This window comes from Cyclobacterium sp. SOCE241, from assembly GCF_056867545.1.
Map to the genome: position 1 here is coordinate 1133333 of NZ_CP149779.1, position 17298 is coordinate 1150630.

The 17298-nt window shown below is 34.8% G+C and carries 21 protein-coding genes and 1 pseudogene; 16 read left to right on the forward strand and 6 right to left on the reverse strand.

What is annotated here, in order from left to right:
- Window positions 1–125: 125 nt before the first annotated feature.
- On the reverse strand, window positions 126–1127 hold the full coding sequence (locus WG932_RS05405; RefSeq protein ID WP_483087249.1) for a FecR family protein: 1002 nt from the start codon (window positions 1125–1127) through the stop codon (window positions 126–128).
- Window positions 1128–1394: 267 nt separating this feature from the next.
- On the reverse strand, window positions 1395–2018 hold the full coding sequence (locus WG932_RS05410; RefSeq protein WP_483087250.1) for an RNA polymerase sigma-70 factor: 624 nt from the start codon (window positions 2016–2018) through the stop codon (window positions 1395–1397).
- A gap of 572 nt (window positions 2019–2590) precedes the next feature.
- On the opposite strand from WG932_RS05410, the gene WG932_RS05415 reads away from it, so the two are divergent.
- The 3 genes from WG932_RS05415 (at window position 2591) to WG932_RS05425 (ending at window position 4415) form a co-directional block, all read left to right on the forward strand.
- Window positions 2591–3073 carry a hypothetical protein gene (locus WG932_RS05415; protein WP_149394096.1) on the forward strand — a complete coding sequence of 161 codons (483 nt, stop codon included), beginning with the start codon at window positions 2591–2593 and terminating at the stop codon, window positions 3071–3073.
- A gap of 141 nt (window positions 3074–3214) precedes the next feature.
- Window positions 3215–3553, forward strand: coding sequence for a hypothetical protein (locus tag WG932_RS05420; protein ID WP_014022326.1), 339 nt, complete (start codon window positions 3215–3217; stop codon window positions 3551–3553).
- A gap of 187 nt (window positions 3554–3740) precedes the next feature.
- Window positions 3741–4415: a phosphatase PAP2 family protein gene (locus WG932_RS05425; RefSeq protein ID WP_483087251.1), complete on the forward strand. Its 675-nt coding sequence runs from the start codon at window positions 3741–3743 to the stop codon at window positions 4413–4415.
- Window positions 4416–4538: 123 nt separating this feature from the next.
- On the opposite strand, the gene WG932_RS05430 is transcribed toward WG932_RS05425, so the two are convergent.
- The 3 genes from WG932_RS05430 to WG932_RS05440 are packed head-to-tail and all read right to left on the reverse strand — an operon-like array spanning window position 4539 to window position 6156.
- On the reverse strand, window positions 4539–4823 hold the full coding sequence (locus WG932_RS05430) for a hypothetical protein (protein ID WP_483087252.1): 285 nt from the start codon (window positions 4821–4823) through the stop codon (window positions 4539–4541).
- On the reverse strand, window positions 4796–5815 hold the full coding sequence (locus WG932_RS05435) for an ArnT family glycosyltransferase (RefSeq protein WP_483087253.1): 1020 nt from the start codon (window positions 5813–5815) through the stop codon (window positions 4796–4798). Before WG932_RS05435 ends, WG932_RS05430 begins: the two co-directional genes overlap by 28 nt.
- 23 nt (window positions 5816–5838) lie before the next feature.
- Window positions 5839–6156: an ArnT family glycosyltransferase gene (locus WG932_RS05440; RefSeq protein WP_483087254.1), complete on the reverse strand. Its 318-nt coding sequence runs from the start codon at window positions 6154–6156 to the stop codon at window positions 5839–5841.
- 334 nt (window positions 6157–6490) lie between these two features.
- Between WG932_RS05440 and WG932_RS05445 the strand changes: the two genes are divergently transcribed.
- The 6 genes from WG932_RS05445 (at window position 6491) to WG932_RS05470 (ending at window position 10395) form a co-directional block, all read left to right on the forward strand.
- Window positions 6491–7213: a tetratricopeptide repeat protein gene (locus WG932_RS05445; RefSeq protein ID WP_483087255.1), complete on the forward strand. Its 723-nt coding sequence runs from the start codon at window positions 6491–6493 to the stop codon at window positions 7211–7213.
- A 668-nt stretch (window positions 7214–7881) separates the two neighbouring features.
- On the forward strand, window positions 7882–8061 hold the full coding sequence (locus tag WG932_RS05450; RefSeq protein WP_483087256.1) for a cold-shock protein: 180 nt from the start codon (window positions 7882–7884) through the stop codon (window positions 8059–8061).
- Between the two features lie 50 nt (window positions 8062–8111).
- Window positions 8112–8306: a cold-shock protein gene (locus tag WG932_RS05455; RefSeq protein WP_014022331.1), complete on the forward strand. Its 195-nt coding sequence runs from the start codon at window positions 8112–8114 to the stop codon at window positions 8304–8306.
- Between the two features lie 289 nt (window positions 8307–8595).
- Window positions 8596–8994, forward strand: a complete 399-nt coding sequence (locus WG932_RS05460; protein WP_483087257.1) for a VOC family protein — start codon at window positions 8596–8598, stop codon at window positions 8992–8994.
- 27 nt (window positions 8995–9021) lie between these two features.
- Window positions 9022–9399 (forward strand): nuclear transport factor 2 family protein, encoded by a 378-nt coding sequence (locus WG932_RS05465; RefSeq protein ID WP_014022333.1) that lies wholly within the window; start codon window positions 9022–9024, stop codon window positions 9397–9399.
- A 249-nt stretch (window positions 9400–9648) separates the two neighbouring features.
- Complete coding sequence (locus tag WG932_RS05470) at window positions 9649–10395, forward strand: polyprenol monophosphomannose synthase (RefSeq protein WP_014022334.1); 747 nt, start codon at window positions 9649–9651, stop codon at window positions 10393–10395.
- Here WG932_RS05470 and WG932_RS05475 read toward each other — a convergent pair.
- Window positions 10382–11602 (reverse strand): ABC transporter permease, encoded by a 1221-nt coding sequence (locus WG932_RS05475; protein ID WP_483087258.1) that lies wholly within the window; start codon window positions 11600–11602, stop codon window positions 10382–10384. The genes WG932_RS05470 and WG932_RS05475 overlap by 14 nt on opposite strands.
- A 38-nt stretch (window positions 11603–11640) precedes the next feature.
- On the opposite strand from WG932_RS05475, the gene WG932_RS05480 reads away from it, so the two are divergent.
- The 7 genes and pseudogenes from WG932_RS05480 to xseB all read left to right on the forward strand — a co-directional run bounded on the left by WG932_RS05480 (window position 11641) and on the right by xseB (window position 17198).
- Entirely contained in the window at window positions 11641–12861 is a 1221-nt protein-coding gene (locus WG932_RS05480; RefSeq protein WP_483087259.1) for an exo-beta-N-acetylmuramidase NamZ family protein, read from the forward strand.
- Window positions 12862–12865: 4 nt separating this feature from the next.
- Window positions 12866–13798, forward strand: coding sequence for a methionyl-tRNA formyltransferase (fmt, locus tag WG932_RS05485; RefSeq protein ID WP_014022337.1), 933 nt, complete (start codon window positions 12866–12868; stop codon window positions 13796–13798).
- A gap of 187 nt (window positions 13799–13985) precedes the next feature.
- Window positions 13986–14531, forward strand: a pseudogene (locus WG932_RS05490) (RNA polymerase sigma factor).
- Between the two features lie 127 nt (window positions 14532–14658).
- Window positions 14659–14934 carry a hypothetical protein gene (locus WG932_RS05495; RefSeq protein ID WP_483087260.1) on the forward strand — a complete coding sequence of 92 codons (276 nt, stop codon included), beginning with the start codon at window positions 14659–14661 and terminating at the stop codon, window positions 14932–14934.
- A gap of 1 nt (window position 14935) precedes the next feature.
- Window positions 14936–15391 (forward strand): Spy/CpxP family protein refolding chaperone, encoded by a 456-nt coding sequence (locus tag WG932_RS05500; protein ID WP_014022340.1) that lies wholly within the window; start codon window positions 14936–14938, stop codon window positions 15389–15391.
- A 297-nt stretch (window positions 15392–15688) separates the two neighbouring features.
- Entirely contained in the window at window positions 15689–17017 is a 1329-nt protein-coding gene (xseA, locus tag WG932_RS05505) for an exodeoxyribonuclease VII large subunit (RefSeq protein WP_014022341.1), read from the forward strand.
- Window positions 16998–17198, forward strand: a complete 201-nt coding sequence (gene xseB, locus WG932_RS05510) for an exodeoxyribonuclease VII small subunit (RefSeq protein ID WP_483087261.1) — start codon at window positions 16998–17000, stop codon at window positions 17196–17198. The genes xseA and xseB overlap by 20 nt, the downstream gene beginning before the upstream one ends.
- Window positions 17199–17298 lie beyond the last annotated feature (100 nt).

Below are 17298 nucleotides of genomic sequence, written 5' to 3' on the forward strand. Positions count from 1 at the left end.
TTTTTCATAATTTAATTTGTTAAAATTCAGTGTAGGCATTAAAAGATTTAGCAAAATAAATTTTTAAACATTTGCTGATTAAAATTTCAGAAACATTAGGGAATTAACCATTTGGTTCTGAGGGTTTAAAATTGAATTGTTACCTGATTATCATTTATTTCATAGGCGAATCGTTTAGCATATTGTAAGTCCAATAATATATTTTTTAAGGATTCCTTTTCGTAGACAGTGCTCACTTTCCAGTCATTTGGTTTATTGCCTTCAACCAAAATTTCTACCCCAAACCACCGTTCAAGTTTTACCTTTACCTCTGTAAAATTTTCATTTTCAAAAACCAGTTTCCCCTCTTTCCAACCCGCTACCATTTCAGGCTCAAAGGTTGCAGTTGCATAAGAATCGTCTTGAATATTTACTTGTAATTCTTTTCCCGGTAGTAGTAGAATTGGTTGTTTTTCGCTGCTAGGATTTTTTACTTCAACTTTCCCCTCAAAAAGGGAAACCTTCATCGTCTCATAGCCCGGATAGGCGCTAATATTAAAAATTGTTCCAAGGGCCTTGGTGGCTATTCCATTACTTTCTACAATAAATGGTTTGTTTACATTGTTACCTACCTCAAAATAAGCTTCACCCTTGAGGTAAACCTTTCTCTCTTCACTATTAAATGCTTTTATAAATTTGATATTAGAAGCACAATTTAAAAATACCACTGTACCATCGGGAAGCGTGTGTTTGGTTTTCTTACCCGCAGGGTTGGTGAGAACTGTATATTCTATTACCTTTTCTTCTTTTTTCTCTTGGTTTGCAGCAATAAAATAATAATAAGTGCTGTAAAAACCAAAAACAAATAATACAACTGCTGCGTACTTTAGAAAAATTCTATATGAAAAAGCTTTTTCACTATTTTTTACTATTCCTTTTTCCCAAATATCATCAATTTTCCCTTCATCAAAGCGCACTTTCGGTGTTGAGGGTTGTTCTTGCCATAATTTTTTAATAACATTTAACGTTTCAAAATTTTCCTTACTTTCTAAAGCCCACCTTTCCACCTCTTCAATTTCCGAAGGACTTGCTGTACGGGCCACTATTTTTGCAAGGAGACCATCTATTTTATCTTCCTTATGTCTCACATATATAAAGACAACTTTACCGGAGAAAAGGCGTAATGAGATGCATTAATTTTATAAATAAAATTAAATTAATGAATATTTGGCATTTTAAAATCTAGAAAAAATTATTGGAAGGTTAATAAATAAGCATTAGAATTATAGCCTATGCTTGCATTCAAATAGTACCTGAAAGCTGAAATTATTTCAAATTAAAAATGTAATTGTTTTGACCCAATAATTACCTTGGACAAGGTTTCAAGGTTTATCTTGAAAAGGAGTTAAAAATTATTAAACCAAAGCCTTTTCAATTTTTCTCGTTTGCTCAATAACTTTCTTATGCTTATCATTGATCTCTAGATAGCCTTGAATACCTAATCTCAAATCCTTGATGGCAAGTTCTAAATGCTTTTTAACCGTTTTTTCTGTAACTTCTAAAAGCTTAGCCACTTCAGCTATCTTAAGGCTATCTTCCTTAATCATTTTAAACACCAATTTCCTTTTGCTTGGCAAACGTTCAATCAATTCATTGTAAAACTCTCTTAATTCATTATTCAGAAGTTGATTAAGCGGATGTGAACGCTCACTTGCGCCCATGTGATCCATTTCTGGTGAAATGGTAAAAAAATTTGCTATGTGCTTGTTCTTCTTTATCCGGTTAAGACAAAGATTTTTTACAGAAAAATAAACATATCCATCAAAGTTGTCGATGTCTTTTAATAAAACATGCTTTTTAAGGAGATTCACAAACATATCTGAGACCACATCCTCAGCCTCTTCTTGAATAGGTAAATAATACAAAGCAAATGAAACCAGCTTCTCATGGTACCTTTTATAGAGCTCACCAAATGCTTTTTTATCGGTTCGATCCGATATCTGAAAAAGAAGGTCCTTATTGCTCAAAGCACTGTACATACTTATAATTTCTATCCTATCAAACCTATTTACTTATCAAATAAAACATTTTAATACCGAAAAAAATAATTACAAGTATATTATTCGGTATTTAACAAAATTAAAACAATTTATTTACGTTATTTTTAGTTATTTCACCATTTATTAACCTAAAATTAATACTTCTTAAAAATCATTGCTTTTTCACCTTATTCAATAACAATGATTTTAGTTTTTTTAACCATTAAAACCCTAGAATGAAACAACATTCGGTATGGGTTTTGTAACCATAAAAAAAAGGCAGTTTGAAGTTATAAGTTTTTAATCGCTATGGTGAACTTGATTGCCGGCGGGATGGGTGAAAACACAACAAAATCGCCAAGTTAAAGTGATTTCAGCTCATAAAAGGTTGTTTATACCAATTTCGGGTCTAAGAATAGAGGCATATAAAATCTAATTTAAACCTGATCTATAAACTTGGCTTTTCATACTTCCAATGGAATTTTTAATATCTTATTTGAAAAAAATAATCGTAAATAAGAAATTTGATTGAACCCATTTAAAAAACAATTCATACTCAAAACCTTAAGAACATGGACATTAAACATTTTTTCATCACTGTATTGTCTGGAATTGTTGCCACTGCGGTCATGACAACCATAATGTATATGTATACCACTCTCTTTAAGCACTTTACCAAGGTGATTCATCTATTGGGCTGCATGATTTCAGGAGATCACAACTTACATTCACCAAGTAAACGCACTATAATCTTAGGAACCCTTGCTCATTTTAGCGTGGGAATTATTTTCTCAATGTCCTATTACCTATTATGGAATTGGGGAATATTTGAAATTAATTTTTTCGATTCAGTAATTATTGGAGCTCTGAGTGGAATTGTAGCAATATTGGTTTGGAAATCTTATCTACAACTACACCAATACCAACCTAGAATTTCCCAAAATCATTATTTCTTTGCCTTGTTTATCGCCCATATTATTTTCGGAATCGTAAGTGTAAATATATTTCAAATGATTACTGATAGTCCTGACCTTTGGTATGAACTTAACAAATAAAAGTATATCAATGGACACAAACGGAAATTTCAGTAAAAATTTAAATGAATGAATTTTCTCATATCTGAATCACGTCTAGAAATTACTTTATGGCATATTTCTTGACTTGTAATTAGTATTCTTCAACTAAAGAACACTAAGATGGATTATTTATATATTGTTATCGTATCGATTTTAATCGTGTCTGCACTTATGATTGTTTTGCTGACCAATACTAAAAATAGTAATAATATTATTCTTCAGGGAAATAAATTGACCATTTTTCATCCTTTAAAAAGGGAGGATATTAACCTTGATGCAGATCTTCAAAAATGGAATGTCCAAAAAATTCAAACACTTTGGCGGGGAAAATTCTATTCTTTAAACCTACAATTAAAGTCAGGTAAATGGAACAGATTGTATTCGAGAAACTTTACAGGAAAAATAGCCCCAGTAATTGAATACTTGGAAAATACATCTCCCGAAAAGAAAGCAGAATAATACATTTCTTTTATTATAGGTAAGAATGTTTACCTTGTTATGTATTGATAAACCCTGATTATAAAGTAGACTTTCTATTTTAAAGTCAGGGTTTATGGTTTCTATTCCTAAAACCCATTTTTTAAAATTTCCATAACAATGGATTAATGGGTATTTATATGCTTGTGCTTACCTTTTCATCAAAGTTATGAAAAAAAAAAAGACACGAGCAAAAATTTATTTTAGAGCCTACCTTTACACTTTAGTGATGGCCTGCCTCTTCCTACCTTTTTACGAAAAAGGACAGTTTGAATTAATGGTCAATAAATACCATACTCCTTTACTGGACATGTTCTTTGCTGGGATTACCCATTTAGGTGATGGCGCCATAGTGCTTCTTCCCATCTTAGCCATGCTTTTGGTCAAATACAGTTTTTCTATTTTTTTAGCTTGGTCCACACTTATACATATGTTTCTAGTCACAATAGGTAAAAGGGTTCTTTTCCATGGCATGCCAAGGCCTGCAGAATACTTGAAAGGTTTTGACTTTTATACTGTCCCGGGGGTTCCTATGAGTCATTGGAATACTTTTCCCTCAGGACACACCACAACTGTCTTTATGCTAACATGTGCATTGGCCATGCTCAATCACAAAAGGAAAAGATACCAACTGATACTTTTGTTTATTGCTATTTTAGCCGGTTTCAGCAGGGTATATTTAATGCAACATTTCCTTCCGGATGTGATTGCTGGCTCTGCTCTTGGTGTTGCATCTGCTTATGGAGGACGTTGGCTAACGATTAAGTATTTCTCTAAGAAAAAATTCAGGAAAAGTCTTTTCCCTAAGCGGAAAAAAGTACTCGGTCAACTAATGAGTCTATAGACAGTACATGATAAATAGAAGCTACTTGGAAAGTCAATTTGTTTTCATATACAAAAAATATCAGGTAAGTAAGAATGAAACTCAACCTTTCTAAAATATAAGAAAGGATATTACCTGCGAAAACTATTGCCGTATGGATAGTTCTTCCTCGTAAACACGCATAATAACTGTGACTGAGCCCTCAAAGAGATCTGTTCCTTCAAATATTTTGGAAGCTTTGATGCCTTTTTCTTCCAATTCATTTAGGTTTTTGTGATTGGTTATGATTAGGTCTCCGGCCTTGGGTGCATATTTAGGATCTTCAATGGATGGTATTCTTTGTTTACTATTGAAAACAAAAGCAGGATTAAATGCTCTAAAATAGTATAGCTGATTGTTACTTACCCAAAGATTTTTAGATTGAAACACAGGATTTTTGTATCAATATTGGGCAAGGCATCATAAAACAGCAGTCCGGTAAAACAGATAAAACCCAAACAACCAAGCAACCAGCTTTTTTCATAATTTTTATCTAATATCAGGAAAAGGCCTAAGCAGCCAAAAATAGAAGGTACAAAAAACCAAAATGACAGATCATTTACCTCAGGTAAAACATGTTTTATATAGGGTAAAAATAAAGCCAGAGGAATAATAAATATCAACAAGCAAGCAAAGATAGAAGGAGCCTTAAATTTGCTAGGGCTAAGGTTTGTAAAATACCAACCCACCAAAAGAGAAAGAAATGGGTATACAGGAGCTGTATAATTAGGAAGTTTGGTACCAGAAACCATAAAAAACACTATGGTAACAACTGAAAATAGTAATGCCAATACTATTATGACCGGAGGTCTACGTGACTTAAAGACTTTAATTATAGCAGGTATAATAGCCGCAATCCCCGGAATAAATCCAACAGCCACAAAAATGAGCGTGAGCAATACCCCACCACCATGTCCTTCCATAGCTGAAGAAAACCTGTTAAGGTTATGGTGAAAGATAAATTCTTTTAGCCAAACCCCTTTGGTTTGGATGGAAATAAGAACATACCATGGAAGAGCAATGATACAATAAATTAGAAAAGCCTTAAAATTTACCACTTGCTTTATATGAAACCCTATTGGTCTTTTGTCCAAAACCATATAAAAAAATACTGTCAATCCCATCAAAACAATGGCCACAGGCCCCTTACTTAAAGTGGCCAATGCCAAAAACAATGCTGCTGTATATAAGTAATATTTGGTTTGGAAATCAGAGCTGACATACCTTTCATAACTGATAAGTGTCAATAAAAGGAAGGTGATTAAAAATGGATCAGGAACAGCCAAGTGAAATTGCAGCAACCAATGAATAGAAGACAACAAGGCTAAACCTGCATAAAATGCTGACCTTTTACTGAAAACTTTGTATGAATAAAAATACAAAATCACAAAACATACAAATCCTGCTAAGGCAGAAAAAAACGTGCACCTAACGGGTTAATTCCAAATATTTTATATCCAATAATAAAAAAATAATAATGTAGGGGTGGTTTGTCATACCTTGGTAAGCCATTGAAAGTTGGCAAAACCCATTCTTGGTTTTGATACATTTCCATTGCTGCTGCCGCATTTTTGGCCTCGTCCAAAATGTAAATACTATAGGCTTCAATCCCCAGGAAATGAACAAACAAGCCAATAAAGATAAATAGGTATGGGAACCAATTTTGCTCATAAAAATTCATACCTACAAAGAAAACAGAGCCTCCTGAAATGGTACCAACCAAAATATTATCCTAATGTTAAATTATTGTATCAACAGGTTGGACCCTACTAAAAACTCATTTTGATTTGTAGAAATCCTTATGGCCACTAGCACAACCGGCAAAGAAAAACGCATAAACACAGTTTTGTAGAAGGTAAATAGAATAGAAACCTTACCTATCTCAAGTAAGCTCTACTTGCATATGGAATCCTAAATATTCAGCCCTGGTAAAGGGAAACAATTCTTTCTTCTAAAAAATTAGGCATACTCTCCTATTTTTAATCAAAAAATTTGCAAGATATATTTTAACCACTTATATTAAACTAATTATTTAATATTATAAAGTATTAATCCCTATGACCTTACGTGTGATTATAATTTGCTTCATTTTAACCGGTTGTATTGGTAATTATAAAACCGGAGAACAGCTGTATAACAGTGGTGACTATGAAAAGGCTATCGCCGAATTCAATAAGGTACTCTTTGTAAGCATTACAGACCTCAAATCCCTACACCTTAGGGCACGTTCTTATGAAGAGTTAGGAGAATTGAAAAAAGCAGAAGCTGACTACAGAAAAATTTTAGCCTTAGATCCGGAATATGCTTATGCATACACCGGAATCGCAAAACTCGCTTGGGATAAGGGGCGTTTTGTAGAAGCAGAAAACAACCTATTAAAGGCCGCCATGCTCGCCCCTGAAGACTATGATGTTTTGCTATTTTTATCAAGGGCCATGATAAAGAACGGTCGCCATAAAAGTGCTGTTGAATTCTTGGATTTGGCCATCAAACTGAAACCCGAGGAAGCCAGCCCACACTACTATAAAGGTATTGCCCAAGCACAGGGAGGGGACGGACTAGGACTAATCGTTTCTCTTAACGAATACATCAACCTAGAACCCAACAATATCAGTGCCTATTATAATCGAGGTTTTGGTTTAATGACATTTGGTCATTATTCCTGGGCCATTGAAGATTTCGACAAGGTATTAGAACTAGCTCCAAAACATTATGATGCCTTGGCAAGAAGGGCGATCTGTATGATGAAAAAAATCCTAGACAAGCCTGTTTTGATTTAGAAACTGCTGCCATGAATGGAAATGAATTTGCTAAACAGCACCTAGGGGATTGCACAGCTTACAATTGATTATTCCTCACAAATAATTAGCCAATCCTGAATTTACAAAGCAACTTTATATGGCCAAATCAAAAAATACGCCGATTCTACAAAATATTTTCAAGATAAATTAGTTTATTATAACATAAAACCCTTACCTTTATGCCATCCAAAAAATAGTTTGGTGCAATAAATAAGCAAGTGCGCTGCAAAAGGCAGTGAGCAGTATACGTAAAAGTAGTATTTTCCTCTAAGAATTTCTCCCAACGTTTCCGATAGTTCAATAAACCAGAGCTATCCCCTCAACATTTTCTTTTTTATTGAATTAAGTAATAATTAATTCTTTTGTTATAAATAAACATCAAAAAATCAGCAGGATCTGATCATTTTGTTACCCTTAAATTAAGTGTACCGAAATTTTTAAAACCAATGGTGTAAACAATATAGTTTATAAGCTAAATTCTTTAATTACCATAGTTTAAATATCAACATCTGTCAACACATAAGGGCAAAATCAAGGTAAAAATTTAAGCTTCAAAGTATCAAATTATAGCAATACTTTGGAAAAAAACATATCCGACCACTCCCCACAAATAAAAATCAATTTATCAATACAATACATCAATACTAATGCAAGAAGGAATAGTAAAATTTTTCAATACAGAAAAAGGGTATGGATTCATCACCTCAAAAGAATCCGGCAAAGATATCTTTGTACACAATAGTGGTTTGATCCATGAAATCATGGAAAACGACGAAGTATCATTTGATACTCAAGAAGGAAAAAAGGACTTAATGCGGTCAATGTAGAGCGCATAGATTAATAAGAAACAACACTACAATTTAAAACGAATAAAACAATGCAAGAAGGAACAGTTAAATTTTTCAACGAAGAAAAGGGATACGGATTTATTACTCCTAGTGATTCAGGTAAAGACATTTTCGTACACAACAGTGGCTTGATCGATGAGATCAGAGAAAATGACAAAGTATCTTACGAAGAAGAGCAAGGTCGTAAAGGTCTTAACGCAGTTAACGTTGAGGTAATCGGTTAAGAAAACCAATCCTAGAAAAATTGAGAAGTGGTCATTTTGTGACCACTTTTTTTGTACCCTACCCAATATAACTAAATCATACGGTAATAAACTTGAGCTTCATCAGACTAGCAAAGATAACCATATAATCACCCCAAAGTAAGGTTGAAAAGAAGCAATTCAATGCTTTTTCATTTCATACATACAACAAGGCGAAAATTGTCGCAATCACCCCTAACTCTGTCGGATGAACACTGCACAAATAAATATTTTTTTCGGAAATTAGATTTACACTAAAAATTATTATTCGATGACACAAGAACTATGGTTAAATCTACCGGTTAAAGATCTACAAAATACAAAAGTATTTTTTTCTGAGCTTGGTTTTGAAAAGTTAAGGGATGCCCCCGAAATGATCGGCTTTAAAATTGGAGGAGTTTCAGTTTTAATGGTTACAGAAACTCAGTTTGAAAAATATGCATTAAACAAAGTCACAGATACTACCCAAGGCAATGAGCTATTGCTATCCATTGGAGCTCCTAGTAAAGCATTTGTGGATAGAATGGCTTCAAAGGTGGAAGAGGCCGGTGGGAAAGTAATTTCCGTGCCCACAGTCATACAAGGCTGGATGTATGGTTTTACATTTAAAGACTTAGATGGACATCGCTGGAATTATTTATACATGGACTTCGATAAAATGAAGCAATAAATTACACTGCAATAAAATTGAGAAATAATGACAAAGTTGACCATTACTCCGGATTGTGCGAACTCGCCAAAAAAAGAATTCCTTAAAACTTTCAACGAATCCTTTGCAAGTGGAAATGCATCTTATATTTGCTCACATGTAAGTGAAGACATAGTTTGGGAAATCCATGGAGACAAATCTATCAGAGGGAAGCAAAACTTTTCCAATGAAATCCATGCCATGAAACACAATATCGCAGATGAGTTAATCATTCATACAATTATCACACACGGAAAAGAAGCCTCAGTCAATGGTGAAATTAAGATGGGAAAGTCTACTTATGCTTTCTGTGATGTTTATCGGTTTACTTCAGCGGGTAATACACAAATTAAGGAAATCCAATCTTACGTCATACAAACTGCTTAGTGCATGAAGGCATTATGTAGGATTTCAGAATGAATGCCTGGAAAAACCTTTGGATAAGTATTTTCCTTAACCCAATCGTTCTGTGGTAGATTTTTCCATGCTAAAGGCAATTTTAGAGACGCATGAAAATTGATAAATTAACTTCATTTGAATTGTATTTTTTCACTTTCTTTAACAATAATTGCTTTTCAAATTTTTTAACTAGCCAGAGAATATTCCGTATTAAATTCTACTTTTGTATTCTCAAATATGAAAAGCAGCAAACTAGTCATTATACCTACATTCAACGAAAAGGAGAATATCCAAGACATGATTGTCGAGGTCATGGCATTGCCTGAAAGTTTCGACTTATTGGTAATTGATGACAATTCTCCTGATGGCACTCCTGATCTGGTTAAACAGATGCAGGAGACTTATCCTGACCGACTTTCCTTGATCGTAAGGAAAGGAAAGTTAGGATTAGGTACTGCATATTTGGAGGGTTTTGCCTATGCATTAAAAGAAGGATATGAATATATCTTTGAAATGGATGCTGATTTTTCTCACAATCCTCAAGATTTGAGCGTTTTATATACCGCTGCTGTCACTGGAAATCATGACATGGTAATTGGTTCCAGATATGTTTCTGGTGTAAATGTGGTCAACTGGCCAATGGGAAGGGTTTTAATGTCCTTTTTCGCCAGCAAATATGTGCAATTTATCACAGGGATCCCCATCAAAGATACCACAGCAGGCTTTGTGTGTTACCATAGAAAAGTATTGGAAGCCATACAACTGGACAAAGTAAAATTTATCGGCTATGCTTTCCAGATAGAAATGAAATTTACTACCTGGAAGATGGGTTTTAATATTTTAGAAGTGCCTATTATATTTACCGACCGGACCAGAGGCACCTCCAAAATGTCCAAACATATTTTTAGAGAAGCTATTTTAGGCGTAATCTACATGAAAGTAAAAAGCATTTTTGTGAAACCAAGGCCCGTTAATCAAATTTGATTGATTTGATTGGGTTTACATTACTGATAATCACAGCAGGAATAAACAATACTAGAGTTGTAATCAACAAAATCAACACATTTAAGCCAAAAATTATCGGCCAGTCCCAAACAATGGGAACATAACTCATGTAATAATTTTCAGCATTGAGTTTGAAAAGATGAGTGGATTGCTGCAACAAACCAAAACCAAGCCCAATCAGGTTGCCTAGTAACATTCCCCTGCCAATTATCCGTATGCCGTTCCATATGAAAATATTTCTGATTTGACGATTGGTACTTCCCATGGCTTTAAGTAAGCCTATCATGGAGGTTCTCTCCATAATCAAAATGAAGAGAATAGAAACCATATTAAAAGAAGCCACAAACAGTATTAAAGCTAAAAAAACATAAACATTGTTATTGAGTAATTCCAACCAGTCGAAAATCTGAATAAACCTGTCAGTAACCTTGGTCAATCTTAGGTCATAGTCTATACTTTCATACAGCTCATCTTCATAAGTATCAATGTTTTTCGGGTCGTTGATAAAAACCTCAAATCCCCCAACTTTATCCTCATCCCAATCATTGAGCACCTGTATAACTCTTACATCACCCAGTACAAATTTGTCATCAAAATCTTCCAAAAAAGTCTCATACAAGCCCACTACCTCTAATCTTCTAAATCTTGGCGGATCTTGAACAAAATACATGGTGATTTTACTACCTACATCAAGAAGCATTTTCTTCGCGATCTTTGTACTGACTACAATTTCATTAGAGGATTGTCCCTTCTCAGGAAATTGTATGAATCGTCCTTTTACTATTGAGGGTTTGAAGGCCAAGCTATCAAAATCTCTCCCAACCCCTTTCATCATGACCCCTTCAACCTCTTCTTCCCCTTTGATAAGGGCCGGCTTGTTGGCAAATACTTGCACATGTCGAATGTAATCGCTTTCCTTGTAATGCCTATAAAAATCGCTTGTTGTACTTGTTGGCGAATCTTCTAAGGATTGACTCATTACAAAGCGATTTACTTGAAAATGCCCCGTAAAAGAAAAAACTTTATTGGAAATCACCGATTGAAAACCTCCCAAAATTAAAAAGGAGATGATCATAATAGACAAGCCAAGCGCAATACTGGCTACAGCGATTCTGTGGATGGTTCCGGTAAAACCTCCCGTCTTTTTAAAACTGATTCTTTTTGCAATGAAGTAGGAAAGGTTCAATGAAGTCGTTTATTTTGTTAACTCAAACGCAAATTAACATGAAGCAGACTAAATTAATACTTATCCTCGCTTTTTTGTTTGGCAACATGACTTTTTGTAAGAGTAAGCCGGACAATATCAGCTCTTCCATAGAAATTTCAGCTCAATCAGAGGAAGCTAAACCGGAAATTCTCCCTGGAGCTGATCGTCCGGAGGTTTACTTACCAAAACTAAAAGGGAAAAAAGTAGCACTTGCTGTCAATCAGACGAGTATTTTGCCTTCCAAAAACAATATGCACCTTGTAGATTTCTTGTTAGAACAGGGGATCGAGGTGAAAAAAGTATTTGTACCTGAACATGGTTTTAGAGGTAAGGCAGATGCAGGTGAGAAAGTTGACAATTCAATAGATGCTGAGACAGGCATCCCTCTTGTATCCTTATACGGTAGTTCAAAAAAACCTTCAAAAGAGGCCTTAGCAAATGTTGATATCGTTATTTTTGATATCCAAGATGTAGGAATTCGCTTTTATACTTTTATCAGCACCTTACATTATTTGATGGAAGCTTGTGCCGAACAAGATAAAAAGCTCATGATATTTGACCGTCCCAATCCTAATGGAGACTATATTGACGGTCCCGTACTAGAAAAAGGTTACGAAAGCTTTGTAGGTATGCACCCTATTCCAATTGTTCATGGTCTAACTGTAGGAGAATTGGCTCAAATGATCAACGGAGAAGGCTGGTTAAAAGATGAAGTAAAAGCACCAATTGAAATCATACCCGTAGCCAACTGGACACATGATGACCATTATTCACTGCCGGTGAAACCATCGCCAAATTTGCCAAATGATATTGCCATTAGACTGTATCCTTCTCTGTGTTTTTTCGAAGGGACTGATGTAAGCTTGGGAAGAGGCACATTGTTTCCTTTTCAGGTTTACGGGTATCCTGACCCTAAATTTGGTGATTTCACCTTTACACCGGTAAGTATAGATGGCATGTCAAAATACCCTCCCCAACAAGACAAGCTATGTTATGGCAAAGATTTAAGAAATGAACCTTTAAGTCATCAATTTACCCTTTCTTACTTATTGGATGCTTACCGGCTTGCAGACCAAGGGGACTCATTTTTCAATTCATTTTTTGACAAACTCGCAGGTTCTGACCGGTTAAGGAAATCAATCATTGCCGGCGAATCTGAGGAAAACATTCGTTCCTCTTGGCAAAAGGGACTTGATGTTTACAAAACAAAAAGAAAACTTTACCTGATCTATAAATAAAAATATGGAAAAGAAAGACATAAGGATCATTTTCATGGGAACGCCTGAATTTGCAGTAGCTCCATTGGAAGCATTGATTCAAGACAATTGGAATATAGTAGCTGTCATCACTGCACAAGATAAGTTACAAGGAAGAGGCAGAAAACCAAGAAGCTCTGCAGTAAAAGAATGTGCAGTTAAACACGGTATTCCTGTTCTCCAACCCGCCAATTTAAAACATCCTGATTTTATTGAGACCTTGAAATCCTACAAAGCTGACTTGCAGGTAGTGGTCGCATTTAGGATGCTTCCTGAAGTGGTATGGTCAATGCCTCCAATGGGGACTTTCAATTTGCACGCCTCACTTTTACCTGATTATAGAGGAGCAGCACCTATCAATTGGGCCATTATCAATGGAGAGACTAAAACGGGAGTAACCACCTTTTTCCTTAAACATGAAATTGATACCGGTAGCATCTTATTTCAGGAAGAAGTCCCAATCCTTTCTGAAGATAATTTGGGGGATCTTTATGAAAAACTAATGGTCAAGGGGGCAAAGCTAGTAGTCAAAACAGTGAATGCCATAAAAAGCGGTAAAATTGAGCCTCAAGATCAAGATGAGAACAAGGCAATCAATCATGCTCCAAAAATCTTTAAGGAAACCGGCAAAATTGATTGGAGCAAATCTGCAGAATCTATAAACAACCTTATTCGTGGGCTATCGCCCTACCCTGCTGCTTGGTGTACCATTAATAACAAAAGTTGCAAAATTTTCAAGGCCGAAGTAGTGGATGACACTAAATCCAATGCACTACCCGGCACAATCAAAACAGACAATAAAAGTTACGTACACTTTCAAACAGGTGCAGGAGTCCTGTCTATTTTGGAATTACAGTTGGAAGGGAAGAAAAAAATGGGAATTGGAGACTTTTTAAGGGGAAATACCCTTGTCAGTTAAGTCAAGGGCTTTGCTGTGTTTCAGAAAATATTTGAGTAAAAAAATCTGTCCAACAGCTTTAGACCGATTAAATAATAATCCTAATTTCAGCCGAAAAGGATAGTATAGTAAACTTTAAGGTATAATAAAAAATAAAAAAATTGCAAGCCGATTAAACCATTTGATTAAATTATAGTCTAAAAGATGAATGGAGCCAAAAAACGATGAAGAACTTCTAGATTTGATTAATTCACCAAAAACTCGCGAAAAAGGGTTTCGTATATTGGTGGAAACATATCAGAGGAATGTTTATGGGATCGTAAGAAAAATGGTTATTATTCATGATGATGCCAATGATGTGGTTCAGAACACATTTATAAAGGCTTTTAAAAACATCCACAAGTTCAACCAAAAATCCACCTTATTTACCTGGATTTATAGGATTGCGGTAAATGAAAGCCTAAATTTTATTGAAAAAGAAAAAGGAAGATGGCCTCACCCATTGAAGATTACCATGAGAAAATGGAAAATTACGTGGATCAATCCCCGCTAGTAGATGGTAACGAGATAGAAAAAACTTCAAAAAGCCATACTAAAATTACCTACTAAGCAAAGGTTGATATTTAACTTAAGGTATTTTGATGAATTGCCTTATGAAGAAATGAGTAAAATCACTGAAACGAGTGTAGGAAGTCTAAAGGCAGGATATCACCATGCTGTCAAAAAGATTGAAGAATACCTAAGCAATGATTAAACCTTTGGATAAAATAATTGTCTAACAGTCGTATGGAAAAATTCTCAAAGAAAAATATATTCAAGGCTCCGAAAATTACTTTGAGCAACTCCCGGATCAAATTCTTCAGCGTAGAAAACCAAAGGCTTTGCACTATTACCTAAGTGGAATGGCAGCTGCAGCTGTTGTTGTCATTGGCTTTTTTATGTTTCATGGGAATGAAACCGTAATTTCTTCCAATAACTACCAAGTAGAATTAAATGAAGAAGTAGAATACTACATCGAAGCCGGGGTATGGAATGTAGAAGATGTACTTTCCTTGGCTGAAAATCCAAATGAACTGCTGGATGATATTACAGAAGAAGAGTGGAGTAATCAGACTTGGGTAGATGAAGGTTTATTAGAGAATGAAATATTTTATTGATATGAAAAAGCTATTTATTGTTTTCTTATTAACAAGTCTATCCATTGTTGGCTATGGCCAAAGAAACAATCAAGTGGACAAAGAAAAATTGGAGGCAGCAAGAGTGGCCTTTATTACCAACCGGCTTTCATTAAGCCCTGATCAAGCTGCAAAATTTTGGCCTTTATACAATGAGTACCAGGAAAAAAGAAATGCTATGACGCGTGAGATGCGTCAAATTTCAAAAAAAGGTGAAGAAGAAATAACCAATGCAGAAGCGGAAGAATTGATAGAAAAAAGATTTAAGCTTCAAGAAAATTTATTGGTTGCAGAGAAAAATTTCACAAGAAAAATTGCCTCTAATCTAAGTGCTATTCATGCCTTAAAGCTTGAAGAAATTAATAGGGATTTTACTAGGCATATCTATAGAATGCATCGCAAACAGCGAGAGTCCAAGTCCGAAAGCAGCAACAATTAGAACAGACTTTGTATAGTAGTTTCACTAAAATTATTTGCAATAAATTAATTATCATTTCTTTGTGGTAAATTATGGTATTTACTAAGACTTAGAACGAAGCATATATTTCCATTTAAGCGTTTAAATTTGTTATATATAATTCGTTTCAAGTAGAATTATTGCCATTGATCCTTTCCTAAAAATTAGTATCATTTCATTTTTTTACTCTTCAAGAAATTCATTGAAAAGGAATCAATATTGTTTACCATCAAAGTAAAATTGTCCATCTTTTAAGCATATTTTTCGTTTATTTGTAGCATGCAGCAGCAAGCTATATCCCTACTTTCCTTAAACGAGCTGATCAAAAGAACTTTAGACAGTAACCTTTCTCCTACTTATTGGGTAATTGCAGAAATTGGAGAATTAAGGGCAGGAGTTAGAGGTCATGCCTATCTCGATTTAATAGAAAAAGTCGATGGCAATATACTTGCTAAAATACGAGGCAATATTTGGTCCTATACTTACCAATCAATATCAAGGAAATTTGAAAGTGTTACAGGTACCTCTCTTCAAGCAGGGATGAACATCATGGCTTTGGTTTCTGTTCAATTCCATGAATTGTATGGAATTAGTCTGGTAATCAAAGATGTGGATCCAAATTTTACTTTGGGAGAAAGGGCAAGAAAAAGGCAAGAGATCATAGGCAGGCTTACCAATGAAGGTTTAATGGACCTTAACAAACAATATGTATTACCGGTAGTAAGTCAGAAAATAGCCATAATAAGCTCTGTAACTGCTGCAGGCTATGGAGATTTTATCAACCAGCTGGATCAAAATTCTCAAGAATACAAAGTTCATTACCGTTTGTTTCAGGCAGCAATGCAAGGCAAAGATGCAATACCTCAAATAATTGAAGCCATTCATCAAATTGAAGAGGCATTGATCGTAGAAAAATTTGACCTATTGGTCATTATTAGGGGAGGTGGTGCACAGACCGATCTGGATTGTTTTGATGATTATGAACTTGCAAAAACCATAGCCAATTCAAGTTTACCCATTATTACAGGTATTGGGCATGAAAGAGATGAATCAATCGCAGATCTAGTAGCCCATACCAAATTGAAAACCCCTACTGCCGTAGCAAGTTTTATATTGTCCGGTTTTAGAGAGTTTGAAGATCGCTTGCATAGAAACCTAGTGAGCATTGAAAGAAATGTGCAGGCCAGATTAAAAGCCGAAGAATCAGGACTGACAGATAAAACACATTTATTGTTTAATATATTTCAAAATAAATTAAACAAAAATAATTTATTATTGGAAAGGTATGCTCAGCAAGCAAAAAGGAGTGCCATTTATAAAGTAGACAAGGAGCGAATAAAGAACGATCACTTGGCACTCAATTTAAGAAAAGTAGTGGATAGGAAGGTAAACAAATCTGAAGAACGGATTAGACAAATAGAGAAAACCATTGACCGCCTTAATCCGGAAACGCTTTTGCTCAGGGGCTACACTAAAACAGAGAAAGATGGGTTGCCTATTCGGGGTCAAGCCTTAGGAATAGGTGATGAGCTAGTGACTTATACAAAATTGAAAAAAATAACTTCTGTTATTAATAAATTAGAGGAAAATGAAAAACAAGAAGGATAACTTAAGCTATGATGAGGCCATTTCTAGGTTAGAAAATTTGGTCAATCAGCTTGAAGATGGTGAGCAGAGCATGGATGACCTAACAAAGATGGTAAAGGAGGCCAGTAGTTTGGTTAAAGTTTGCAAACAGAAATTAAAGATGACTGCTGAAGAAATTAAAAAGGCTTTCGATGAAGAATAGAAATTGATCGATAAAAAAATTTATCTCATACAAATTCCATCTTTTATTTAAGTCCATAGCCATTATTTTATAATCAAAAACAGTACATTTGAAGACAGGA

Bases quoted from the DNA above. Each gene is read 5' to 3' on its own strand.
- WG932_RS05410 (WP_483087250.1), bottom strand. From the start codon at position 2,018: ATGTACAGTGCTTTGAGCAATAAGGACCTTCTTTTTCAGATATCGGAT.
- WG932_RS05415 (WP_149394096.1), top strand. From the start codon at position 2,591: ATGGACATTAAACATTTTTTCATCACTGTATTGTCTGGAATTGTTGCC.
- WG932_RS05420 (WP_014022326.1), top strand. From the start codon at position 3,215: ATGGATTATTTATATATTGTTATCGTATCGATTTTAATCGTGTCTGCA.
- WG932_RS05425 (WP_483087251.1), top strand. From the start codon at position 3,741: ATGAAAAAAAAAAAGACACGAGCAAAAATTTATTTTAGAGCCTACCTT.
- WG932_RS05445 (WP_483087255.1), top strand. From the start codon at position 6,491: ATGACCTTACGTGTGATTATAATTTGCTTCATTTTAACCGGTTGTATT.
- WG932_RS05450 (WP_483087256.1), top strand. From the start codon at position 7,882: ATGCAAGAAGGAATAGTAAAATTTTTCAATACAGAAAAAGGGTATGGA.
- WG932_RS05455 (WP_014022331.1), top strand. From the start codon at position 8,112: ATGCAAGAAGGAACAGTTAAATTTTTCAACGAAGAAAAGGGATACGGA.
- WG932_RS05460 (WP_483087257.1), top strand. From the start codon at position 8,596: ATGACACAAGAACTATGGTTAAATCTACCGGTTAAAGATCTACAAAAT.
- WG932_RS05465 (WP_014022333.1), top strand. From the start codon at position 9,022: ATGACAAAGTTGACCATTACTCCGGATTGTGCGAACTCGCCAAAAAAA.
- WG932_RS05470 (WP_014022334.1), top strand. From the start codon at position 9,649: ATGAAAAGCAGCAAACTAGTCATTATACCTACATTCAACGAAAAGGAG.
- WG932_RS05480 (WP_483087259.1), top strand. From the start codon at position 11,641: ATGAAGCAGACTAAATTAATACTTATCCTCGCTTTTTTGTTTGGCAAC.
- fmt (WP_014022337.1), top strand. From the start codon at position 12,866: ATGGAAAAGAAAGACATAAGGATCATTTTCATGGGAACGCCTGAATTT.
- WG932_RS05500 (WP_014022340.1), top strand. From the start codon at position 14,936: ATGAAAAAGCTATTTATTGTTTTCTTATTAACAAGTCTATCCATTGTT.
- xseA (WP_014022341.1), top strand. From the start codon at position 15,689: ATGCAGCAGCAAGCTATATCCCTACTTTCCTTAAACGAGCTGATCAAA.
- xseB (WP_483087261.1), top strand. From the start codon at position 16,998: ATGAAAAACAAGAAGGATAACTTAAGCTATGATGAGGCCATTTCTAGG.